General features: G+C 32.4%; 28 protein-coding genes and 1 tRNA gene. 5 read left to right on the forward strand and 24 right to left on the reverse strand.

Annotation, left to right across the window (positions count from 1 at the left end; all coding sequences use genetic code 11):
• Nucleotides 1-20: 20 nt before the first annotated feature.
• From KTQ83_RS00880 to KTQ83_RS00925, 10 genes are all read right to left on the reverse strand, one after another.
• Nucleotides 21-4,103, reverse strand: coding sequence for a DUF5906 domain-containing protein (locus KTQ83_RS00880; RefSeq protein ID WP_217256691.1), 4,083 nt, complete (start codon nt 4,101-4,103; stop codon nt 21-23).
• Between the two features lie 30 nt (nt 4,104-4,133).
• Nucleotides 4,134-4,685 carry a hypothetical protein gene (locus tag KTQ83_RS00885; protein WP_217285002.1) on the reverse strand — a complete coding sequence of 184 codons (552 nt, stop codon included), beginning with the start codon at nt 4,683-4,685 and terminating at the stop codon, nt 4,134-4,136.
• A complete protein-coding gene (locus KTQ83_RS00890) occupies nt 4,675-5,292 on the reverse strand; it encodes a hypothetical protein (protein WP_217256877.1) in 618 nt (205 codons plus the stop codon). The genes KTQ83_RS00885 and KTQ83_RS00890 overlap by 11 nt, the downstream gene beginning before the upstream one ends.
• 1 nt (nt 5,293) lies before the next feature.
• Complete coding sequence (locus KTQ83_RS00895; protein WP_217256878.1) at nt 5,294-6,250, reverse strand: DUF6353 family protein; 957 nt, start codon at nt 6,248-6,250, stop codon at nt 5,294-5,296.
• Nucleotides 6,251-6,265: 15 nt separating this feature from the next.
• A complete protein-coding gene (locus tag KTQ83_RS00900) occupies nt 6,266-6,865 on the reverse strand; it encodes a hypothetical protein (protein ID WP_217256879.1) in 600 nt (199 codons plus the stop codon).
• Nucleotides 6,866-6,912: 47 nt separating this feature from the next.
• The gene (locus KTQ83_RS00905; RefSeq protein ID WP_217256880.1) at nt 6,913-7,239 is read right to left on the reverse strand and encodes a hypothetical protein; all 327 of its coding nucleotides are present in this window, start codon (nt 7,237-7,239) and stop codon (nt 6,913-6,915) included.
• A 50-nt stretch (nt 7,240-7,289) separates the two neighbouring features.
• Nucleotides 7,290-8,045, reverse strand: coding sequence for a DUF6353 family protein (locus tag KTQ83_RS00910; protein ID WP_217256881.1), 756 nt, complete (start codon nt 8,043-8,045; stop codon nt 7,290-7,292).
• A 48-nt stretch (nt 8,046-8,093) separates the two neighbouring features.
• Nucleotides 8,094-8,894 carry a DUF6353 family protein gene (locus tag KTQ83_RS00915; protein WP_217285003.1) on the reverse strand — a complete coding sequence of 267 codons (801 nt, stop codon included), beginning with the start codon at nt 8,892-8,894 and terminating at the stop codon, nt 8,094-8,096.
• Nucleotides 8,895-8,939: 45 nt separating this feature from the next.
• Entirely contained in the window at nt 8,940-9,080 is a 141-nt protein-coding gene (locus tag KTQ83_RS00920) for a hypothetical protein (RefSeq protein ID WP_217256911.1), read from the reverse strand.
• Between the two features lie 79 nt (nt 9,081-9,159).
• The gene (locus tag KTQ83_RS00925) at nt 9,160-9,468 is read right to left on the reverse strand and encodes a hypothetical protein (RefSeq protein ID WP_217285004.1); all 309 of its coding nucleotides are present in this window, start codon (nt 9,466-9,468) and stop codon (nt 9,160-9,162) included.
• 94 nt (nt 9,469-9,562) lie between these two features.
• Here KTQ83_RS00925 and KTQ83_RS12670 point away from each other — a divergent pair, with 94 nt between their 5' ends.
• Nucleotides 9,563-9,655 (forward strand): hypothetical protein, encoded by a 93-nt coding sequence (locus KTQ83_RS12670; protein ID WP_217295471.1) that lies wholly within the window; start codon nt 9,563-9,565, stop codon nt 9,653-9,655.
• Here the strand turns inward: KTQ83_RS12670 and KTQ83_RS00935 are convergent.
• The 7 genes from KTQ83_RS00935 to KTQ83_RS00965 all read right to left on the reverse strand — a co-directional run bounded on the left by KTQ83_RS00935 (nt 9,648) and on the right by KTQ83_RS00965 (nt 11,449).
• Nucleotides 9,648-9,866 carry a hypothetical protein gene (locus KTQ83_RS00935; protein WP_217256912.1) on the reverse strand — a complete coding sequence of 73 codons (219 nt, stop codon included), beginning with the start codon at nt 9,864-9,866 and terminating at the stop codon, nt 9,648-9,650. The two genes, KTQ83_RS12670 and KTQ83_RS00935, sit on opposite strands and share 8 nt — an antisense overlap.
• 37 nt (nt 9,867-9,903) lie before the next feature.
• Nucleotides 9,904-10,122: a hypothetical protein gene (locus KTQ83_RS00940; protein WP_217256913.1), complete on the reverse strand. Its 219-nt coding sequence runs from the start codon at nt 10,120-10,122 to the stop codon at nt 9,904-9,906.
• Between the two features lie 52 nt (nt 10,123-10,174).
• On the reverse strand, nt 10,175-10,345 hold the full coding sequence (locus tag KTQ83_RS00945) for a hypothetical protein (protein WP_217256914.1): 171 nt from the start codon (nt 10,343-10,345) through the stop codon (nt 10,175-10,177).
• Nucleotides 10,346-10,411: 66 nt separating this feature from the next.
• Nucleotides 10,412-10,684 (reverse strand): hypothetical protein, encoded by a 273-nt coding sequence (locus KTQ83_RS00950; protein ID WP_217285006.1) that lies wholly within the window; start codon nt 10,682-10,684, stop codon nt 10,412-10,414.
• Nucleotides 10,685-10,755: 71 nt separating this feature from the next.
• Nucleotides 10,756-11,085, reverse strand: a complete 330-nt coding sequence (locus KTQ83_RS00955) for a hypothetical protein (protein ID WP_217256717.1) — start codon at nt 11,083-11,085, stop codon at nt 10,756-10,758.
• A gap of 47 nt (nt 11,086-11,132) precedes the next feature.
• Nucleotides 11,133-11,205, reverse strand: a tRNA-Thr gene (locus KTQ83_RS00960).
• 58 nt (nt 11,206-11,263) lie between these two features.
• On the reverse strand, nt 11,264-11,449 hold the full coding sequence (locus KTQ83_RS00965; RefSeq protein ID WP_217256716.1) for a hypothetical protein: 186 nt from the start codon (nt 11,447-11,449) through the stop codon (nt 11,264-11,266).
• A gap of 248 nt (nt 11,450-11,697) precedes the next feature.
• On the opposite strand from KTQ83_RS00965, the gene KTQ83_RS00970 reads away from it, so the two are divergent.
• Both KTQ83_RS00970 and KTQ83_RS00975 read left to right on the forward strand, forming a co-directional pair.
• Nucleotides 11,698-13,020: a recombinase family protein gene (locus tag KTQ83_RS00970; protein WP_217256715.1), complete on the forward strand. Its 1,323-nt coding sequence runs from the start codon at nt 11,698-11,700 to the stop codon at nt 13,018-13,020.
• 46 nt (nt 13,021-13,066) lie between these two features.
• Nucleotides 13,067-14,008 (forward strand): metal-dependent hydrolase family protein, encoded by a 942-nt coding sequence (locus tag KTQ83_RS00975; RefSeq protein WP_244975708.1) that lies wholly within the window; start codon nt 13,067-13,069, stop codon nt 14,006-14,008.
• Nucleotides 14,009-14,054: 46 nt separating this feature from the next.
• On the opposite strand, the gene KTQ83_RS00980 is transcribed toward KTQ83_RS00975, so the two are convergent.
• From KTQ83_RS00980 to KTQ83_RS00990, 3 genes are read right to left on the reverse strand one after another with little or no spacing between them, the layout of a single operon-like run.
• The gene (locus KTQ83_RS00980; RefSeq protein WP_217256714.1) at nt 14,055-14,813 is read right to left on the reverse strand and encodes a hypothetical protein; all 759 of its coding nucleotides are present in this window, start codon (nt 14,811-14,813) and stop codon (nt 14,055-14,057) included.
• Nucleotides 14,798-14,977, reverse strand: a complete 180-nt coding sequence (locus KTQ83_RS00985) for a hypothetical protein (protein ID WP_217256713.1) — start codon at nt 14,975-14,977, stop codon at nt 14,798-14,800. The genes KTQ83_RS00980 and KTQ83_RS00985 overlap by 16 nt, the downstream gene beginning before the upstream one ends.
• A gap of 10 nt (nt 14,978-14,987) precedes the next feature.
• Nucleotides 14,988-16,505, reverse strand: coding sequence for a hypothetical protein (locus tag KTQ83_RS00990; protein ID WP_217256712.1), 1,518 nt, complete (start codon nt 16,503-16,505; stop codon nt 14,988-14,990).
• A gap of 183 nt (nt 16,506-16,688) precedes the next feature.
• Here KTQ83_RS00990 and KTQ83_RS00995 point away from each other — a divergent pair, with 183 nt between their 5' ends.
• On the forward strand, nt 16,689-17,852 hold the full coding sequence (locus KTQ83_RS00995; RefSeq protein WP_217256711.1) for a hypothetical protein: 1,164 nt from the start codon (nt 16,689-16,691) through the stop codon (nt 17,850-17,852).
• A gap of 5 nt (nt 17,853-17,857) precedes the next feature.
• The gene (locus KTQ83_RS01000) at nt 17,858-18,745 is read left to right on the forward strand and encodes a tetratricopeptide repeat protein (protein ID WP_186999660.1); all 888 of its coding nucleotides are present in this window, start codon (nt 17,858-17,860) and stop codon (nt 18,743-18,745) included.
• A 165-nt stretch (nt 18,746-18,910) separates the two neighbouring features.
• Here the strand turns inward: KTQ83_RS01000 and KTQ83_RS12675 are convergent, their stop codons facing one another.
• From KTQ83_RS12675 to KTQ83_RS01020, 4 genes are all read right to left on the reverse strand, one after another.
• Entirely contained in the window at nt 18,911-19,408 is a 498-nt protein-coding gene (locus KTQ83_RS12675) for a sensor histidine kinase (RefSeq protein ID WP_217256710.1), read from the reverse strand.
• 87 nt (nt 19,409-19,495) lie between these two features.
• Nucleotides 19,496-19,696, reverse strand: coding sequence for a hypothetical protein (locus tag KTQ83_RS12680; RefSeq protein WP_186999661.1), 201 nt, complete (start codon nt 19,694-19,696; stop codon nt 19,496-19,498).
• A 70-nt stretch (nt 19,697-19,766) separates the two neighbouring features.
• Complete coding sequence (locus KTQ83_RS01015; RefSeq protein ID WP_217256709.1) at nt 19,767-20,144, reverse strand: FtsX-like permease family protein; 378 nt, start codon at nt 20,142-20,144, stop codon at nt 19,767-19,769.
• Nucleotides 20,145-20,171: 27 nt separating this feature from the next.
• On the reverse strand, nt 20,172-20,744 hold the full coding sequence (locus KTQ83_RS01020; RefSeq protein ID WP_217256708.1) for an ABC transporter permease: 573 nt from the start codon (nt 20,742-20,744) through the stop codon (nt 20,172-20,174).
• Nucleotides 20,745-21,522: the final 778 nt, after the last annotated feature.

The raw sequence follows: 21,522 nt of genomic DNA on the forward strand, positions 1-21,522 counted from the left end.
TCTTCTTTCTAAAATATAAATTAAAACGGCAACTTATCTGATTTAATGCCCAGATCATCATCTGAAACAAACATCTCAAAGTCGCCGTATTTACTAATTACTTCTACTGCATCATCTACTAACTTGTTGTAATATCCTAAGTCAATGCAGTTCTCTAATTTATTGGATTTGACTACTTCACTTTCAAGCCAACGATATCCAGTACTTCCTGACGCTGCATAATTCTTACCGTCACATACACGATATAGCAAGCCACCATTATTACCTTCTTTGATTGGACTGAACTGACCAACACGTCCTACAAATATAAGGTTATGACCCTCTGGAATCTCTTTCTTTAGTTCTCCAATACTAGATTCAAGCTCTTCTTTAGAATATCTTTTGAAATTCTCTTTAGCTACCAATTTCTCATACTTATCAAGTAAAGCCTCTTTTTCACTAACATCTGGTAAGTTCTCATTGAAGTCCAAATATAAATCACCTTTAGATACTGCAAATGTCTCGCAAAGGTCTTTAAACTCAATATCTTCTTTTGTAAATAATTTCTTCTTTACATATGGTACTTGGAACTGCTTGCCAACAGTAACCCATTCACCATCTGTAGTCTGCCCTACATAAACTGCATCATTAATTAATACAAACTTCTTAAACATATGTTCAACTTCAAAGTTGTACCCGTACTCTTTTCCGAAGTCCACTACAAACTTATGAATATAATCATCTGCATCATTAATTTTGATACAGTCTGTTTTAATATGGCATACATGGTATCCTTTTTTCTCTACCTCTCGTTTTAATAAAGTCATAAATAAAGCCCCACGCTTTGCTACAATGTTATCAATATTGTTTGGATCTCTAAACGCATTAGCAAACTTAGCACTTGTTAATCCATAGATACTATTAATAACAATCTTTAGAGCTTGAGCTAAATCAGATGCCAATTCTTCTTTTAAGAATGGCTTCAATGCTCCATTTAGCATACTACTAGCTGTTTCAAAGTCTTTATGCTTAATCGCAACACGAGCTAATCTTAACTCATCTGCAATCTTAGTAAACTTAGGTCCAAATATAACTTCTACAGACATTGTAGATGGGTGCATACTAGATACATCAAGACATATTACATTCTCATACATTCCCTCGTCAGAATATACACGTCCACCTTCACCAATAGATTCACCTAAATATGTAGATGTTTGACCTTTTTTATTAAACTGGTCATATGTATAACCTTTGAAGAATGGTAATATACTTACTCCATCTTCTGGTGGGAATGGTTCATTAGGATCAAAATCTTTATATAATGGTAAACCATCTTTATCAAACCATCTATACTTGTAATCAGGTCCAAATTTGTCAATATACTCAGAATATCTTTCTGGTCCTACTGGGTCTGCTAAGAATCTATAGTTAAACTCTGATTGAGGTCTTCTATTGTTTCCAAATATAATTCTTTGAGACAAACTATTAGTCGTGTCATTGCAAGTAGCATTAATACCATGTAGATTCTTTACAATTGCTACTAATATTTTTCTTGCAATGTAATCACCTTGACGAGCATTGAATACTGCCTCTGTAGCAATAACATCATTCTTACAATACTCTGCAACAAGGTTCCACATGTCTTCAGGCACTGGTTCATCCCATTTCATACCTAATTCTTTATGGTGAATTCCTAATTTAATTTCCCACTTTTTCAAAGACATCTTCTCAGAACAAAAGTCATAAATATCAGTCTCTGAGATGTTGTATGCTTCTGTTAAATATCCAGAACCTTCATTGATCAATTGCTGACTTAAGTTGTAACAAGCTTTGATGGAATATCCTCTATATGCTCTTGCATAGATAATGTGGTTATCATACTTTCTGTTGTTAAACCCAATCAGGTCATAGTTTTCAATCAGTTCTTCAACTTGCTCTGGTGTTGGATTAATCATTGAAATTACTGGATTATCATCTCCAGGAATCTTATAACAAATAAGTAACAAGTTAGGGAACACTTCAATATCAAAGAATGCAATGTTTGGCTCATCCTTTTGCTCTTGCTCTGAAATATAATTCTTACCAACAAACTTCATGTTAGCTACTACTCTCATACAATATGTGCTTTGGTGAGTACTACGCATAGCAAACTGCAATACAGCATCTCTTAAGTCACTAACATCGTACCTTAAATTATTGTCATATGCTTCATTTAGAATATGATCAATAAAGTCAATGTTAGGTTTAGTGCCAGGATGAATCTCCTTAGCAAGTGCTCTCTTAATCAATTCAATAAGTTTCTTTTCATTCAATACAATCTTCTTGTCAATCACTTTTTTATCTCCTTTTAATGGAAGTCCGGACTGAATATGACTAATGGGAAGGTTATTACATTTAGTCAATTTACGTCTAAGAGAGCTTTTACCCGTAAATATCTTTACTTCAATCTGGTCGTCATAGATTCTACTTAATTTGCTAACATCTCCATCATAAATATAATGCAGATGAATGCCGGCTCCTCCTTTACTTACCTCTACATATGTCTTTGGAAACTTAGACGCAGCTTCTAGGTTCAAAGCAAAGTCTTTATTTCCATCTTTATCTTTTAAATCTAAATCAATCACAATATGATTCTCTGGGACTCTTACATAATGCAGTTTAGAAGTGTTTAATTCTTTCAAATATGATTTACACTTATCCCAACTCACAACTGGTGTTTCATTATCTGATGCATACTGAGCAAAGCAGTTCTTACAGTCTTCATCAAATATAGAATCCTGCTCATACAAGTCTAACCAATCAGGAGTACTAATTTTAGTTTCTTCTGGTGGCTTAGTTGTGAATTTATCAATCAAGAATGTTTCGTAGTAATTGCATACTCTTGTGCCATCTTCAAGTGTCTTGTGTTCATAGAATTCTTTATAGTAATTCTTAAACTCTTCTTTAAACACTCGTTTAGACGCTTGATATATGTAATTTGCATCTTCACAATACGCCTTATACAATTCCCATGCAGATTTCAAACTAATGCCATTACGACTTTCAAATATAATGCTATTGTCCAATACAAAGTTATAGAAGTCATTGGATGCTCCCATCATTCCAGTTGGAATATAATTGTCATAATAGTTAGGTTCTTCTTGGTAGACCTCTAGACAATGTTGAGCAATAGCACCTAATTCAAAGTCAATTTGTTTAGTTAAACGAATATAATCACTGTGCTTCAATTTATTACCAGTTGGAGACACATCAATTAAACGTCTGATTAAACCTGACTTAGCTTCTGTAATCTTTACAGGTTTGTTAGTACCCATAAATAAGAAAGCTTTGATACTTGCTACATACAATTTTTCATACTTAGCATTCATAGGTTGCATCTCATGTGAAACTAAACTATTTAATTTCGTATTGTCTTCAATCCTACTTAAGTCACCATCATGTTGAATACCTACAAGTGGAAATGACTTAAACGGTTCTAATGAGAAACTACCATTGCCACCAATAGACTTAGCATCAAATGCACACCAATATCCATCAAATAACTTTTGTATAATGTTCAATACTGTTGACTTTCCGGTACCTGCAGAACCATACAGTACTAAGAACTTCTGAATATGTTTACTGTCACCACTGACAATAGCACCAATAGCCCATTCAAGTTTGTGTCGTTCTTCCTCAGAATATAACACTGAGATTAGCTCATCATAAGCTTCAATAGATCCTCTCTCTAGAGAATATGGAAGTTTCTTGCTAGCATAGTCTGCTTTCTTACCTTCTGAATTACTGAATGCAAGGCTTTGGTCTAAAATATGATAGTTATCTCGTAATTGCTTCTGACAATACTTGTGCCATCTATCAATACTTCCACTATCTGCGTCCCACATGTAATGCACTACTTTATGTTCATCTTTAATTTCTTCTGCTTTTTTCTTAAGCTCTTCATCTACTAAACGAATTACTTCTTCTTCGTCTGTTGACCACTTCTTATCTTCTTCAACCCAGATTGCATAGAAGTCTCCACCGCGAATCATTAAGTCTGATGATTTCTTTACTACAAATTTTGGAGAAATATCACAAACACCTTTTTGATACTTAACTGCTATTCTTAAAAAATCTAGCATTCAAATATAACTCCTTTCTATACAATCTAATTACCTCAACTGTTGATTCAAATATCTTGTTGCTTGCCACCAAATTTCAATGTCTCTCATGTCACAGTCTGGATTATCTACTGTAAATAATCCTCCTTTGCCATTTGGTTCATACTCTCTATTCATGAATCTATTTAATATAAATATAACGGCACCAACATCAAAGTGTCTGTCATCAGCAGTCCCTAATCCTAGACTAGAAACCATTCCCCAGAACCATTGACAAGTCCTGTCTCCATAAATAGGGTTATCCATTACGTTCTGTTCAATATAAATGCTCAATGCAACCATCATTTCTAAAACAGAGCAAGGATAATTAAGAGAAGCACGAATCTCTTCATGTGAATATCCGTACTCCTCTGCAAAAGAAGCTCTTAATTCAACTCCAGCCATTAATCTATTCTCATCTCTTGGGCATCTTGGGTTTACAATAAACTCAGTTGTAGACAGAATAGTAAATAGCTTTTGATAAGAGCGTTTTAATACGCTATCATCACCACAAGCAATATTCTCTAAATAATCTAAGTATTCGATTGAAATATCATCTCGCATATGGATAATTACCGCCTACCAGTAAAATCTCAATTGCTTCTGATAAAGGTTCATTAATCACATACACACAATCATCCTCATACTCACCAAATGTATTTAATGCTTTTGTACCTACCAATTCGTCTGGATCAGTAACAATATCATCATTGTCATAAGTTAAAGTTCCATCACCTTCGTAGTAGTGCAAAGTAGTAATGTTGAAATTATCACCATCCACATCTGCAAACTCCTGAGGTGATACTACATATGGTGCTTTTTCTTGGATAATTGTCTGTGGCTTTTCTACTTCCTTAGAATATTGAGAATAATTTTCTTGATTAATAATATAATCATTGGTTTTCATGTTTGTTGCATTGATAATAGCTTGTCTTAAATTAGATTGTTTCGTTTCTTCTTTGACCGGTTCTGGAATATCTTCTGACTTCATTTCCAGTTGGTCTTGAAGTCCATTAATTTGTTCTTGCAGTTTATTCATAATATCTTTATAAGAGGCAACTTCTTTATTAATGTCTTGTTCTCTTACCTTATTAAAATAAAAGCTTGTAGCAAGTGCACTTAATACACCGCCACAAGCAAACACTGCTAAATATCCTAGTACTTTTTTCATACTATCTCTTAGCCCATGTAATTTGGTTACGAATATAACCATCAACATTGAAGTCTAAGATGCATGAAGGTTCATAACCATTATTAAAGTCAGTTGCATCATCACCTAAATATGTAATAGGTGTGATAGTAATACAATTGTGATGTTCTCTTACTTCTTTTTCAGTGTGGTCTTTGTAAACCCAACCAATATCATGTCCAGCTTCAGTCCCATCCATACCAAGTGCTTCATAAACATCATTTAAGAATACATAACCTCTTTTTTTCAATAAAATATTCATATCAGTTTCAACACCTTGAATAAAGTCTTTATTGTAATATGCGTTGTTTCTCCAATATACAGAATTTACTCTATCAAAAATACGAGTGAAGTCATTATCCTTATTAATTTTCTTAGTAGCTACATTCTTAGTTTCTTTCTTTTCTTCAGTTGAACCATCTTCTTTTTGGACCATAGACTTGATTTCTTTTGCCTTGATTCCATAACGCATCTCTTGGTCTACTTGTTCACCATACTTTTCCTTAACTCTTGCTCTATAGTCTTTGTGGATACTATCTAATGTTCCATAAGCCGCTGCTAAAGTTAAATTTCTCTTACGCATAATGTTTGTACTTGTGAAAACACATCCAATTGATAAACCACCTAAAATAATTGCTGGACCATAGCATACAAGTAAATCTTTAGCCATGATTCCATAAGCTACTGCTAAATCTTTCTTAACTGAATCTTCCTTGTAATCTTCTAATCCTTGCTCTTTAGCAATCTTTTCTGCTTCATGAATATCTTCTAAATTTTGCTTACCTTTTTCTAAGATTTCATGTGCTTTCAATGTGCTCTTACAAGCCAATACTGTTGCAGTAACTCCTAAACCTACACCTGCAACTGCTAAAATTTCTCCTGAATGTTCCTTTACTTGAAATACTGCTGCATTAAATGCTCTAGTAATAACGTCTTTCATAAATATAATCCTCCTTTAGTCCTTACTAATTTCAATTGCTTTTGGCATCAATAATATCCATTTGCCATTCATCTTTCTTTGAGTTCGAACACTTTCCAAATTATTCCAACCCCAATCTAAGTCTGCATAAGTCCATTGCAACTTAGCTTCACGATATAAAGCTGCTACTTCTACATACCCACGTCTTCTTATTTCATTCTTTAATAATTGAAGTACATAGTTTGCTTCTGCTTCTGTTGTGAATTCAATATTCTCGTAACTATATACATTTCTAGAATATAAGTCTTGAGGTGTTTGCACTGCATTCTGTGCGTATCTATTTGGCATTGTATATTGTTTTTCATATGCATAATATCCACCTTGAGAATATGGTGCATTACTTGGTCTATGATAATTCTGAATACTCTGCCCATTAAATAAAGTCATTTGAATCATGTTCTTTAATCCATTAGACACTGTATCCATAATCATGAACCCAATGTTTGCTAACCCATTCTTGAACTGGTCTTTTAATTGATTCTTGATTTGCTCTCCAACATAGTTAGCAACTTTAGATGCATCTTCTTGAAATACCTTTTTTTCTTTCTGTGCATCTTTAATTTCTACTTTGTCCATTGATTTACTCCCTTCAAAAATATAAAAGAGAATAGACCTTGTTAGATCTACTCTCCTTGATTAGTTAAAACTTGTTCGGCAACTTCTTCAACGTTTTCTTTGATTTCATCTACGTCAACTTCAGCTCCTGTTAATTTTTGGACTACTAATGTAGTAATGACTCCTGCTCCAAATACCAATGTAGTTTTTACAACTTTCTTTCCAATAGATTTGAAATCTTTCTTTGATTTCTTAACCTCTTGTAATTCGGTAGTTTCTTCTACTTTGTTCTTGTGTAGCATATCTTTTACTGCACCCATAAATCCTTTCTTTTCAGTTTCTGTTGTTTCAGTTAATTCAACATCTTCAACAACGTTTTGGTTAGTTTGTTCCATTTTAGTTTCCTCCTTTTTCTCATAATATGGTTTGTTTTTTGCGCGAATTGTTATGCATCTTCATCAAAGTTAGGTTCTGGTGAAAATACTGGATCAATAACTTTGGCTTTAATACCATCCTCAGTAACTAAGTCTCCATGATTGAAGTCAATCCAATATAATTCATTAAAGCAATTCCAACCTAACTCATCTCCAATAGGAATTTCATCAATCCCCAATAATCCAAAGAACTCATTAAGACTTACAAATCCACGTAATAGCAAGTTTCTATTCAAGTGATACTCTGCTAATATAACTCTTTCTTTAGTTGATCTAAAATATCTTTTTGAAATAGGCTCATAGAATACTCTATATTCTTCTTCAGTAGGTTCATCTTCAAATCCATTACTTGTAAGTGAGCAGAATGTATCTACCAAAATATTGGCATCTCTGGCTTGTTCAATGTTCACTGCTTTAATAACTTCTTGATGAGCATCCATACCATTAATCTCAATGTTCTTTTGCTGATACAACTTGTGAGTTTGGTCTGCCAAAATATAAGCACTAGCAAGAGCTTTGTAATGTTTGTCACTAATAAAATTAGAACCAGCAATGCAAGCCACAGTACCAATTCCTAATGAAACTGGTAAAACATAATACTTCCATGTCTTCTTTACTTTGTCTTTTGTAGTCTTTACTTCTGGTTCTTTTTGCAAAATATCATGTGCCTTTAATGTTGCCTTACTTGAGAATATAGCAGTAGCAACTACGCCTACACCACCAGTAATACTAAGTGCTAGTGGAATATATCGCTTGTAGTTCTTCATCTTTCTTTCCTCCAAAAATATAAAAGCTAAAAGCAGAGATTATCTCGACTAATAGCTATAACCACAGTTCCTATGAAACATGGGCTCTGATTCAAACTCAATTTCTGCACATGGACTATCATCTTCTGCATTAGAATACATGTAGTCTACTTTGATAGTTCCTTTTTGTGCGTCAAATACATAATCATCACCTAATTTTGTTTCTGGCAATCCAAGAGCATTATAGAATTCATTTAATGTAACCATGCCATTATTAAATAGTTCTTCATTCAAATCATTAACAGCTTTCTTGATAGTATCTACATCACTTCTAAAATATCTTCCACTATATACATCAAAGAACAAGCTATCCCCTCTGCCATATGCATGATAGACTTGTGCATCACTGATAGAATATGTATTCATATGATTTTCAGTTACTTTCTGACGAATCTTTTGTTCTTTCTTGTCGCCTACAACTTCTTTAGTTGCATTCTTGTATTCTTGTAGTGATGACTCTGCTAATTTATACGCAGCCATTGTTGCAACTGCATTGTTTGCTTCTGCTTTGTAACCACCAGCAATACCTAATGCACTTACTCCCCACAATACTGCTGCAGGAATATAGCAAGGAGCTGCCTTCTTGAATGTTTCTTTTACAGGCAAGTTATCTACACCTTGAGCTTTCTTCTCTTTCTCAAGAATATCATGCGCCTTTAGTGTTGCGTCTGCTGTCATGCATAATGCAACACCTGTTCCAATAATTCCTCCGACAAGCATGATTTTACTTCCATGTTCTGCCCATCCAGCAACTACTGCTTCCTTCATAGTTCCTGTAAATCCTTTTAAATCAATCTTTGGTAATTTCATAATTTTGTCCTCCTTTATACCAAAAAATAAAAGCAAATAGATTGTTTAACCTACTTGCTTAATTTGTTCAGCTGCTAATTTTGCTGCTTTCTCAACCATTCTTTGTTCCTTCATCATACCGATTACTGCACTTCCTAATGCAACACCAATCTGTAATCCGATGTATAAAATTTTGTTGTTAGCCATAATTCAGCCCTCCTTTTCATAATAGACTTTGCAAATTTCGCGAACTCAAAAAATAAAAGAGACTTAAACGTCCCTTCTATTAGAATATCTTCTGACAAAGTCCAGTTAAACTTTTGTAAGCTGTTTTACCTGGAGTATTTGTAATGATTTCTGGATTATCACCTAGTTCTAAATCCCATCCTTTCTTACATGCCCAAATTGATGCTCCTAATGCACCTATACTAACTACTGTTGTAATAACACCAATAGCATTTCTCCATTTGTTGTTTGATTTCTCTACTTCAATTCTTTCCTCTTCTAATTTAAGTTCTTGTTTCTTTAGACTTAATTCGTCCAATTTAATCTGAACATCTTCTGTTCGAGTTGAATTGTTTAGAGTATCATCCATAATAGTTCTGCTAAGTTTGTTATACTCCTCACATAGTCTGCAATAAGATTCATTAGATCTTGCATACTCTTCAGCCGATGAATCAAGTTTGGCATTGTACTCTGCAATACTCAAAATCTCTTTCTTCATACTCTCTAAAACTTCTTTCATAAATATAATCCTCCTTCAGTTTTATTCCATTACATAGTTTGATTTTCTTGCGAAGCCACAAATGAGGTATCCACTTTTAAAGTGATCCTTTTCTTGTTCTTTAATTTGTCTATCTCATTAACCTCAAATCTATAGACCTCCTTATTTGGATTTGAAATATCAATTTTCAGCACTCCATCATGCTTGATTCTCTGTTCAATATTAATAATTACTAATAATGCAATAATTGCTAAATATAAATAGTCCATGCTTTTACCTCCTAAATGAAAAAGAGAATGCACTGATTTAATGCATTTCTCTTTGTTCTTTGTTGAAGAATTTATCTACAGTTTCTCCATGTTTTACATAGAATTTTACTTTGTTGATTTGTGTTAGTATTTTATGGCGTTGTTCTGGAAATTTTGTCCATAAATATCCTCCAATTCCTGCAACTGGGATAATTACATCTCTTATCCATAAGCGTGCCTCTCTAGCTGCTTCAACATTCTTTCTTCTAATTTTCATGATAGAAATCCTCCTTTTTTCTTTCTTCTCATAATAGCCCTTGAACATCACGCTATTTCTTTTTATGCTCTGGAAATACCTCCATTAAAGCATTGATACTATTTGCCAAATCACTATATGCCTTGCTCTTAGTCTTATAATAATTAGACTTTGTAGAATATAACTTTCCTACAGACCCCATGATTTTAGCAAAAGCAACAAACAGAATAAGTTTATCTTCCATATGTAAATCCTCCATTCACAAATATAATTTGAAATCTTCGCGAACAGAGAAAAGAAAAGAGTCTAATTATTCATAGACTCTAATCTTATCTGCTTTTTTCTTCTCTTTGACAAAATATAATCCTGCTAATCCTAAACATGTAATTGTTAAAACTGAACCTGCAATAAAACCTTCTTTGTATCCCATACTAATACCATCTCTTAGACCATTCTCATATGACCAACTTCCATAGTCACACATACTCTTATATAGTCTATTGTTTCTAGCATTGTAAATATACTCTCCTAAGTAAGCTATTGTTTGTTCTCCGTTCTTTTTAATTTCTGTTTTTTCTGACATATTATTGTCCTCCTTTTCATAATACAATGTGCTTATTTAGCGAAAAGAAAAGAGACTTTAATATCAAGTCTCTATTCATAAAATTCATCTGCAGTATAAACGATTGATAAGTCAACCAATGTATCTGGATTTAATTCAGGATGTTGCTTTAATATTTCTTTTCCAATCTCACCAGCATTAATAAGTTCTAGACCATTCATTACTAAGGTGTCAACACTTGTATCTTCTCCTGTTCCTTTTAAATCAATATCCATTTGTGGAATATCATTTTTACCAAGCTTGTAACATACAATTGCTGTTCCTAATGCAACTACTCCAGTAACTCCTACTGCAATCTTGTCCGCATTATTCAAACTCCATTCCTTTAAATCTTTTACTCTTTGTGACAATTTCTTCTTCATATACTGTTCCTCCTTTGTCATAATATAAAATGTCTATTAAACGAAAAAGAATAGTACGGGACTCGAACCCGAATTCTATTGTCAACTAGACAATTGTTTTACCATTTAAACTAACTATTCTTCTCATAACATGACTTGTATTTTTCGCGAAGAAAAAGAAAATAGTCTGTTTCAAAGACTACTTCTCTTTCAAATCATCAATACTGATAAATGTGATTTTGTTATCTTGCACTTTCTTGTTGTGTAGTCTTTTAGCTTCCTTTAGTCCTCTGCCATGTCCAATTAAATATCCCATAACAATGCAACCAAATGCTGCCATACAATCTGTTACAAACATTCCTGTACTTGAAATAAACCAATCCATAATATTATCCTCCTATTTGTGATTCTTTTCACAATATAACTTGATGCCTACGCGAAAAAAAGAGAAGAACATAATGCTGTTTTCTATCTCAGGTCCATACGTCCACACATAAGTGTTGATAGATCCCATGCTACTTAAATCTAGATGCATTATTGATCATAACATTATGCCAGCGAGAACTGTTTCTTCTCATAATATAAATTGATTCTTACGCGAATATGCTATAATACTTGCGTAGGAGGTAATATATGGAAGCACTACTTTATACAAGAGTGTCCAAAGAAGATCAAGTAAAATTCGGTATGTCTCTAGATGCGCAACTAGAGAGTCTTAAGCAGTATTGTTCAGAAAATAATCTGAAAATCAGAAATATCTATTCAGATGAAGGTATCTCAGGAGGTTCAATCACTAAACGTAAAGCATTCCAAAGTATGATTGAAGAAGCTAAGCCAGGTGACATTATTCTATTCACTAAACTTGATAGATTTAGTCGTAACTTGTTGGATGCAAATATAGTTGTTAAGGAACTTACTAAAAAAGATGTATCAATCAAAGCAATCAATGAAGATGACATTGACACTTCAACTGCAGATGGTAAGTTTATCTTCAACTTAAAATTATCATTAGCTCAACGTGAACGAGAAAAAGTTTCAGAACGTATTAATGATGTGTTCGCTTACAAGATTAAGCAAGGTGAAATTGTATCAGGTCAAATCCCTTATGGATATATGAAGAAAAACAAGCACCTTGTTTTAGATCCAGTTAAATCTGTTTGGATGAGGGAAATGTTTGAGCACTATCTAAAATACCAATCATTGGTTGGTACATGTAAATGGTGGAACGAACAACATCCAGATGAAACAATTGGGTACACTGCATTCAAAAATTCTAGAATTTCTAATCCTATTTATTGCGGTAAGCATCCAAGCGGATTAAATGATAATTTTTGTGACCCAATCATATCAGTAGAACAATTTGACAAGGTTCAGGAACTTTTAAGTAGAAATATAAAAAGTATTAGAACAAACCATGTATATCTTTTTACAGGTTTAATGACTTGTTCTCATTGTGGTAGACGAATGGCTGGTTTTTATCGAAAATGGAAAGACAACAAACTTAATTATTACAGATGTTATAACCATACACAAAATGGTATTTGTGATAATAAGCATTGTATCTCAGAAAGAAAAATTGAAGAATTTGTGCTACAAGACATGATCAAAAAATGTAATGAAATTGCATCTGCATCTCTTAAACCTGAAAACACTGATGAAGTTAAATTACAAAACAAAAAAGCAAATACAGAGAGTAAAATATCACGTTTAAAAGATTTGTATGTTGATGGTGTATTGACTAAAGAAGAGTTTGATACAAAATATAAGCAGCTACAAGACGAAATTGAAGCAATTAAGCAAGAGATGAAACCTAAATCAAACAAACTACTTGAGTTACATGATGTAGATGTAAAAGAGCTTTACTCAAAGCTAAATCCAGAAAATAAGCGCGCATTCTGGAGAAAATATATAGAACGAATTTACTTTGATGGGCATAACTTTAAAGTGGTGTACTAATAATATAGCACCGGTTGGATTTGACTCAAAAAAAGAATTTTCTTTAATGGAAAAAGCTTTCTATGCCCAAAAACACTGTAAAGAATATTTAGAATCTGGTGTTACCTTTATTCGTGCAGTAGGTACAGAAGAAAACTATGACCTACAAATTAAAGAGGCCATTGACAACCATGTGATTGAAGGACCTCATATGTATTGTGCTGGTAAAGTTATTTGTATGACAGGCGGTCATGGATGGCAAGAAGGCATTGAAGCCGATGGTAAAGATGCATGTTTAAAAGCCGTTCGTACACAGCTTAGAAGCGGTGTGGATCTGATTAAGATGATGGCTACAGGAGGCGTTATGACCAAGGGTGTTGAGCCTGGTAATGCCCAGTTTACTGTGGATGAAATGAAGGTCATGATTGAAGAGGCACATAAGGCCGGAAGAAAAACAGCTACCCATGCCCAAGGATTACAAGGTATTAAAAACGCTTTATATGCAGGCATTGATTCCATTGAACATGGTTGTTTTTTAGATGATGAATGTTTAGAACTGATGAAAGAACATAATACATTCTTAGTCCCTACCCTTTGTGCTCCCCAATGCATTATCGATAAAGGTGTAGAAAATGGTGTAGCCCAATATATGGTGGATAAGACGTTAAAAGTCAAGGATGCCCATGTTGAAAGTGTTAAGAAAGCTTATGAAAAAGGTATTCAGATTGCCTTAGGCACAGATGCAGGAACGCCATTTAATTACCATTCAAATACAGCTTATGAAATGGAGCTTTTGGCTCGACTTGATATTTCAAACATGGATATCTTAAAGATGGCCACGATCAATTCCGCAAGATGTGTTGGAGTTGAAAAGGACTATGGTTCGATTGAAGTTGGTAAACAGGCTGATTTAGTTTGTTTAAATGAAAATCCATTAGAGAACATTTCAAACGTAAGAAAAATTAATAGAGTCATTCAATCCGGTAAGATTGTGGTAGACAACAATTAAAACTATAGGAAAAAGGTAGAAATCTTAAAACTTGATTTCTACCTTTTCATTTTGACGGATAACGCTGCAGTGCCATGCCTGTTAAATATGGCATCGGCATTTTATATATAGCTTTTTTGAATAATTCTTTTGTTTTCGGATCAAATTGTTCTAATTTTGGAAAAATTGTAATCAAATGTTCAGTCATACGATATGATTCAATACATTCAAGAATGCGTTCCATTTTTAGAAAATCAAATACATCTTCACTCTTTTTAAAATGATCAAATAATTCATGAACATCTGGATCCGCATCATCATACCCATTATAGAAAATAGACAGATAGCTTTCTGGTTTTAAAAACACAGGAGCCAGCAATTCATAGTCTAGACGCGTATTTGCGATCACATCCATATATGGAATTGAATCATAATACAATATAGCTTCTCCATAAGCATCATCTGGAATCAAATAATCAAATGTATAGTATGTCCAGAAATTAAATAATGGATTGGTTTCCAAACTTCTAAGATCCAAGCCATACTTTTGTGCTTGCCTTTGAACAACCATGAGATCAATAGCTCCACAACTGCGAATAAATCCAATTAAACAAAGTAAAGGTTCTTCTTGTTTTTCTTTTTGATCAAAATCCACAATTTTTAAAGCCTCAATAACACTTTCCTTCAGCTCGTCTGGAATTTCATTTTCAAATAATAAATATTTTCGATAAAGCGCCACCTTTTCAAATGGCATACTACGAACATCCACTTCTTTATAATTGTTTTCACGATTCGTTTTAAAAGTTTTAGTTATTTTACTGTACAAACATCTACAATATTTTCTGGTGTATATTGTTGAATAATTAGCTCAACCATTTGTTTACGAGTAATTTTTTCACAACTCACGTCATCCGGAAAACATATCTGAAAAAATTGACTGTACACAACTTCTTTTCGATAATGATTGATTTCTTGTATTAATGAGCTCATAACTCTCCTTTTAATTCATATTTTTTGGCAACAACGAGTAAATCTTTTGTCCGTAACTATAATCTTCAAATGCCTTTGAAACAAGTTTTTGGCTAAGCTGCATATCGGCCGTTGAAATAAAACCATCATAGATGATCATCCCATTAAATGGCATAATAGCAGTTTGAATCAACATAGGTGTTTTTTCGGCCGGAATAAATTTATCTAAGTTTTCATTTAAACCCTTGACCATATAGTTGATGCCTTCATCATTTAATACTGTATAGTTCTTTTCATAGACAGCCAACAAAAAGTTTTTGCGCATGCCATATTTAAAATCTTTTATAATATTCAAATTACGATATGTTAGATTTAAAGGATTCTTTTGAACATAGCCATCAATAAAACGATCTTTTTCTTTCCAGAACACCTCGATTAGATTGACCAATTCATCGGGTTCAATATAATTATTGGGATCAATTTTCTTATTTGGGATAATTTGTTCCAAAGCATTCACATAATCTAAGACGCTAAAATATAACTTATAGAATAGGCGTGTATCTTTTTGATCTAAATAAGCATACGTTTGTTTCTCATTTAGAGTACGAAACTTATCATTAAAAGATACGTGCTCATGTGCTTCTTTATAGCCTTTCATACTAAGTCCATAATAATTTGGTAATGAAATTTGTACAACAGCTTTGCGATAGCGCTTTGTCAAAGAATCTGAGAATCCATTAAAGAATGGAATTAAATCGATCTTTTCTTCATTCACAGTACCACGAAGCAAATTGTTGAACAATTCATCCTTAAACTTTGTGATGTCCTGCACTTCTTTTTTAACAGCTGTAAAAAATTTTTTAATATCTGGATTTGTCGCATCAAAACCATGATAAAAGATAGAAATGTAGCTGTCTCGATCTAAGAATTTTGGTTCGAATCTTTCGCGTTCGATACGACAATTGCGAATGTTAAACAATAGATCTTTATAATCCCAATATACATATTCATTAGCTAAACTATGATCAATTAATTCATAGTCTTCTTTTAAATACGCCCAGAAATTGAAGAGTTTTCCCTCAATAATGGCTTTATAATCGTATGCACAAGCACTACATACGGCTTGAATCAAAGATGGTTCAATGATGCCAAAGGCACGTATAATTCCAAGAATGACTAAGCTTGGTTCATCTTTTTCTGCCTTCTGATCTAAATCAATATCTTTAACAGCTAATTTGACATTCTTTTTGAATTCTTCAGGTAATTCTTTATCAAAATATAAAAACTTAGAGCTTAATGCATGTTTTTCAAAACGATATCGATCGTCTTCTAAGTCTTGGTTGCGTAATAATCTTCTTAATACCTTTAATTCCCATGTTGTGCAAATAGAAACTAAATACTCAGGGGTATAGGTTTCAATCATGCGTTCAAACATTTCTTTTCTTGTCATGGAATCATAGTCCCAATAATCATTTTGACATGTTCTTTTATAACAATCAAAAACCTTTTCTTTACTATAACGATTTGCATGTTCCAATAAGCGCACCAAAAAAAACTCCTCCTTTATATATCTTCAAAGGGATTCATCGTACCCTTTTTTCAATCCAATGAGAAGCCAAAACAAATGCTTTGGCAATATTTTTATTTCTCCTTGAGATTGTTATAATTATTATAGTATGATATCGAAAAAAATTGAACCTATGTGTTAGAATTATACCTAAGAGGAAGAAGTATGCGAATCATAGAAATTTTTAAACGATTATTTCATTGTAAAAAACCAATTGAGATCAAACCAAAGAAAAATGTAAATGCTCCAACGAAGATGAAACAAAAGAAGGATTTAAATCCACCAAAAAAGATGAAACAAACGTATGTTGCAAAATCTACCAATTATTTGGATGAACAATACAAATTATTTCAAACCATTCAGCCTGGATATCTTGTCTTTTGTCGTATGCCCGTTTGCGAAGATAATTTGGTGGATATAAATCACCCCCATCGTATTCGACCCTATTTGATCATAAAAAAAGATAAAGACTATTTATATGGCTATGCCGGAAGCACAAAGAAAAAGAATCCAAAGATTCAATATACTTTACAAGATGGACATAAAGATAAGGAAACAGGTGCCTTTAGCGATTCCTATCTATATTTAAACAATGTGTATCGAATTCCCATCCAGAATATCAAAGGAATTTTAAAACAAGTCTCAAGCAAAGATTTGATTCAAATCCAAAGAAAGATTCAATTATTGAAAAATAGTGATGTACATCATATTGTTTTATTTGAAAACATTGAATTTACATTTGAAATAGGAGATATAGTGGAATATAATACTTCCCTTTACTTTTTATCAAAAATTCAAGGCGATAAAATATATGGATATGTGTGTTCAAATACAAATGGTGATATCGAGTTAAAAGGTTTAAATCTATTCATTAATACAGATATAGAAAGAAAAATCGAGCCGAATCCACATAGTTTAAAATATATTTTTAATACGAATGTGAATCGTTATGTGAATAAACAGTTAAAGAAAGAAAACAAAGAAGTGTTGAAACTAAAAGAAGATGTTTACGTTTCTAGAAATGTACAATACTACAATTATTATCCACTAGGAACCATATTAAGGGATATCTACACAAATGAAGAAATTGTATATTTATTTAATTACCGCAAGCGCTCCTATTGTGCAAGGCTAGAAGAAATGTATAATGATAATTATTCAATTTGGCAATATTCTCCAAAATATTATTGTGTGGAGGATGAATTAACTGAAAATGGCATAAAAGAGATGTTGGAGGGTTTCTTAAGCAAGAAATCACGGAATAAAGAGATCAACAAACCTTTTATTCCAATTTTTGAAATCGAATATAAGAAAATAAAGAAGGTTTAGATAGTATGGCATTCACAATCGAAAGTGCAAAACAAGTTCTAGATGATTATTATGATTTGGTGCATTCCAAATATGAGGATGATATCCAGTTTATAAATGCCCTGGAATTTTTAATTCAAGAAACAAACAATCCAGAATATATGGTGGAACTGGGTGTCTGGTATTATGGACAAAAACAGTTTGATCTTGCGGAAGACTATTATTTAATGGCTGCTAAATTAAACTATGTAGATGCCTATGAATGTTTAGGCTACATTTACTATTATGGACGCGTGGGACAACCCGATTATGAGAAGGCCTTTCACTACTATAAACTTGCGAGTGATCAAGGAAATATTGTGGCAGCCTATAAATTGGCAGATATGTATAAGAATGGCTATTATGTACAAAAAGATTATCCAAAATATGTACAAATCATTAAGAGTTTATATCCTTTACTACAAGGAGCAACGAATACGTTTGATCCTGTTCCCGAAGTCTATTCTAGGCTAGCAAAGATCTATGTAGAAGAAGGTAATGAAGATCAAGCCATTCAATTGTTGTTGATTGCGAAGGAATTCCAGTCGCAAAGATTGATTTATTCGGACTTCTTTGGTGATCTTGCCATCATTAAACATATCGTACTCGATTTATATTCGCTTATTCAATTTGATTCAGACTACATAGATCTATTTGATCTATACTATGTTCTACAAAAGCCATGTAAACTCGCCTTAGAAATCAATGGAGAAGATTATATTATCGAAGCTAAATACGAGGATGATTTATTCTATATATCGATGGATGATAAAAACTATGAAGATGTCGATCAATTCTTTCAAAATGCAATTATTCATGATGAGCCATTATATAATCAATATGTAAATGTGAATTATCTAGAAATGTTAGACTAAAACAAAAGTGGTAATTACTCAAACAAAATGAGTTTTACCACTTTATTTTCTTGAGTAATTGAAGCAGTAATTGTTTTAATATCTCATAAATAATTAGCAGGTTTTCACCTCTAACTTGCATTTTGTGTTAGTACGCGACGTAATGCAACAACTTTAAAAGAGCTGTTACTTCAATTTAATCTCGAAGATAAATTTTTCTCCTTCAATCGTTTCATATTTCATTTTATAATTATCTAATAGATTACGAACAATATATAAACCTAGACCATTTCCTTTAGATTGGGTTGGATCTTGTTTATTTTGAATAAAGAAATAGCCTTGTTCGATTCCAATATGAATAGTATCCTTTTCATGCGTATAATTGATCGCATTACTAATAAGGTTAGACAAAATGATATTTAGAGCTGCCTTGCCAATATACATTGTTTCATTTTTTAAATCATTTTGAATTCTTAATTCCTTTTGGTGAATCAATACATCATATTTTTCAAGTACACTAGACAGGATATCTTTGATTTGAACCACTTCTTCATCGTCTTTTAGATTTTCTATGGAATATTCAGATAAGATTTGTTGTATATTCTTAGTTAAATGATCAACTAAATCAATACATTCATCAATATAAACATCTCTATTTTTATTTTTTCCCACATTGTATTTCATTTTTTTTAAGATGATTTTAAGACTTGCATAGGCGTTTTTAATTCGTGACTGGTCCTTTAAAGAAATTGTATTTTATTTTATCTAATCTTAGAATCTCTTTATTTTTAAATTCAAGATTGGAAATCGAATCAAGAAGTGTGTTTCATACAAATCATTAATTTGTGCCTTCAACTGCCCAATTTCATAACTCGAATCAGTTTCTAGACGAGCCTTCTTATCTAATGCCATCATTTGATCGGTTACACTTTTGATTTCAACTACATGATTTTTAATGGATTTGGCATACACTAAAGAGACAATAGCTGAAAAGCATAGGGATATAATTAAGGAGTAAGGAAGAAGTTGTAGACTTAGATTTTTAGCTTGGCTTTTTGATCATGATCATAAGATTCGCCATTAGTACAGAAACGATAATAATACTCATCAACAAGCCATGACTTAATATGAAGCATAACGTATTATGTTTAATTACACTAAAAGCACATAGAATGATTCCTGATGGAAAGGATATAAATACAAGTTCTAATATAAATTGAACAATGATTTCCATCTTACTTTTTCCTATAGACAACAAGACACCCATTTCATGTATGCGATCTCTTAACCCTAGAACCAATACCAAAGATAAGACAACAAGTCCACACACAATGATAGAACAAGATAGAATCTGAATCATGTGCTTCATACTTTGTATAGATTCTAAAGACGATTTATAGGCATTCGTATCTTTAGACACAACATATTCACTTGATGGATTTAAGGATTAAACTTGTTTAAGCCTACTTTCTTTTTTCGAGAAAACTGTCATTTTATGGACCATTTTCGTATCTAAAAAATGATAATCCAAAAATACGGTATTCTCACTTAAATCCGAAGATAAACCTTTATATGTTTCATGCTTCTTACCTTCAAAAATTCCTTTGATTGTAAAAGTATGAGAATTCAAACATATTGTGTCCCCTACTTTTAAATGATTTTTTTTAGCTAGATCCAAATGAATAAGAATAGAGTTTCTATCCTTAGAATTAATATTTTTTCCTGAAATTAAAGTAAATACTCCACTACGAAATAAAACATTTTTTGAAGTGTTATTTGTTCCAACTACTGAAACTACATTCTTATATTCTTCAGGTAAAGAATCCAGTGTTACACCCTGCTTAATAGAAACTGCCTTAGTATCTTCTAGCTTAGAAACAAAATCATATTCATATACAGAATTATTAAAATACTGGTTTTCAAATTCAGAACCAGCCTTTTTTTGTACTACAATCGAACTCAGACTCACCTCATTTAAAGATTTTCCATTCGTAAATTGGATGAAAGTATACTCAAGCATCTATAAAGACTTAGAAGAATAATCATAAGTATCAAAAACAAGATACTCGTCTTTACTTTCTTTCTCGTGATATATGCATAAGCATTATGTATCAAAAAAACCAACTCCTTATCCAAAAACATTCTTTCATCATTTATGAAATGTTTATGAAATTAAGTCACGAATTTAAAAAAATATATTCTTGCATAAAGCCAAATAGAAAAACCACTGGATACAGTGGTTTTTCTGTATTTTTCTAATGTAAAGACACTAGTTTAATCCTTTGCGTTTGGTGAACTAGTGTCTTTTACATTTTTCTATAATCAATAATGTAATTTTTAGTAATTCAACTAAAGCCAATATACCCATGGCAACATCAATGTACAGATAAATATACATAGAACACGTCCTCCTACAAAATCGGAATCTTTAAGAACTCAAGATATCATCCTTTTCATTCCAAGGGTAGCCATACTACATCCAGTCGCCAACCCCTATTATGAATCAATTTCAATTGTTTCTATTTCAGTGAATTAGACAAGATTAGTCTTGACTTTTATATATATCAATTGTTTAATAATCATACAGAAAGACTACTGGATACAGTGGATCCTCTGAATTATTTTATGTCGAAAGGCACTAGTTTAATCCTTTGGGGAAGGTGAACTAGTGTCTTTTACATTTTTCTATAATCAATAATGTAATTTTTAGCAATTCAACTAAAGCCAATATACTCATGGCAACATCAATGTACAGATAAATATACATAGAACACGTCCTCCTACAAAATCGGAATCTT

The organism is Holdemanella porci, assembly GCF_019052655.1.
GTDB classification, from domain to species: Bacteria; Bacillota_I; Bacilli_A; order Erysipelotrichales; family Erysipelotrichaceae; genus Holdemanella; species Holdemanella hominis.

Bases quoted from the DNA above. Each gene is read 5' to 3' on its own strand.
- KTQ83_RS00970 (WP_217256715.1), top strand. From the start codon at position 11,698: ATGGAAGCACTACTTTATACAAGAGTGTCCAAAGAAGATCAAGTAAAA.
- KTQ83_RS01000 (WP_186999660.1), top strand. From the start codon at position 17,858: ATGGCATTCACAATCGAAAGTGCAAAACAAGTTCTAGATGATTATTAT.
- KTQ83_RS00945 (WP_217256914.1), bottom strand. From the start codon at position 10,345: ATGGAAGATAAACTTATTCTGTTTGTTGCTTTTGCTAAAATCATGGGG.
- KTQ83_RS00890 (WP_217256877.1), bottom strand. From the start codon at position 5,292: ATGAAAAAAGTACTAGGATATTTAGCAGTGTTTGCTTGTGGCGGTGTA.
- KTQ83_RS00920 (WP_217256911.1), bottom strand. From the start codon at position 9,080: ATGGCTAACAACAAAATTTTATACATCGGATTACAGATTGGTGTTGCA.
- KTQ83_RS00975 (WP_244975708.1), top strand. From the start codon at position 13,067: ATGGAAAAAGCTTTCTATGCCCAAAAACACTGTAAAGAATATTTAGAA.
- KTQ83_RS00885 (WP_217285002.1), bottom strand. From the start codon at position 4,685: ATGCGAGATGATATTTCAATCGAATACTTAGATTATTTAGAGAATATT.
- KTQ83_RS00950 (WP_217285006.1), bottom strand. From the start codon at position 10,684: ATGTCAGAAAAAACAGAAATTAAAAAGAACGGAGAACAAACAATAGCT.
- KTQ83_RS00915 (WP_217285003.1), bottom strand. From the start codon at position 8,894: ATGAAATTACCAAAGATTGATTTAAAAGGATTTACAGGAACTATGAAG.
- KTQ83_RS00900 (WP_217256879.1), bottom strand. From the start codon at position 6,865: ATGGACAAAGTAGAAATTAAAGATGCACAGAAAGAAAAAAAGGTATTT.
- KTQ83_RS00995 (WP_217256711.1), top strand. From the start codon at position 16,689: ATGCGAATCATAGAAATTTTTAAACGATTATTTCATTGTAAAAAACCA.
- KTQ83_RS00955 (WP_217256717.1), bottom strand. From the start codon at position 11,085: ATGAAGAAGAAATTGTCACAAAGAGTAAAAGATTTAAAGGAATGGAGT.
- KTQ83_RS00965 (WP_217256716.1), bottom strand. From the start codon at position 11,449: ATGGATTGGTTTATTTCAAGTACAGGAATGTTTGTAACAGATTGTATG.
- KTQ83_RS00880 (WP_217256691.1), bottom strand. From the start codon at position 4,103: ATGCTAGATTTTTTAAGAATAGCAGTTAAGTATCAAAAAGGTGTTTGT.
- KTQ83_RS12675 (WP_217256710.1), bottom strand. From the start codon at position 19,408: ATGAAATACAATGTGGGAAAAAATAAAAATAGAGATGTTTATATTGAT.
- KTQ83_RS01020 (WP_217256708.1), bottom strand. From the start codon at position 20,744: ATGCTTGAGTATACTTTCATCCAATTTACGAATGGAAAATCTTTAAAT.
- KTQ83_RS00940 (WP_217256913.1), bottom strand. From the start codon at position 10,122: ATGAAAATTAGAAGAAAGAATGTTGAAGCAGCTAGAGAGGCACGCTTA.
- KTQ83_RS00895 (WP_217256878.1), bottom strand. From the start codon at position 6,250: ATGAAAGACGTTATTACTAGAGCATTTAATGCAGCAGTATTTCAAGTA.
- KTQ83_RS00935 (WP_217256912.1), bottom strand. From the start codon at position 9,866: ATGGACTATTTATATTTAGCAATTATTGCATTATTAGTAATTATTAAT.
- KTQ83_RS00925 (WP_217285004.1), bottom strand. From the start codon at position 9,468: ATGGATGATACTCTAAACAATTCAACTCGAACAGAAGATGTTCAGATT.
- KTQ83_RS00985 (WP_217256713.1), bottom strand. From the start codon at position 14,977: ATGAGCTCATTAATACAAGAAATCAATCATTATCGAAAAGAAGTTGTG.
- KTQ83_RS00905 (WP_217256880.1), bottom strand. From the start codon at position 7,239: ATGGAACAAACTAACCAAAACGTTGTTGAAGATGTTGAATTAACTGAA.
- KTQ83_RS00910 (WP_217256881.1), bottom strand. From the start codon at position 8,045: ATGAAGAACTACAAGCGATATATTCCACTAGCACTTAGTATTACTGGT.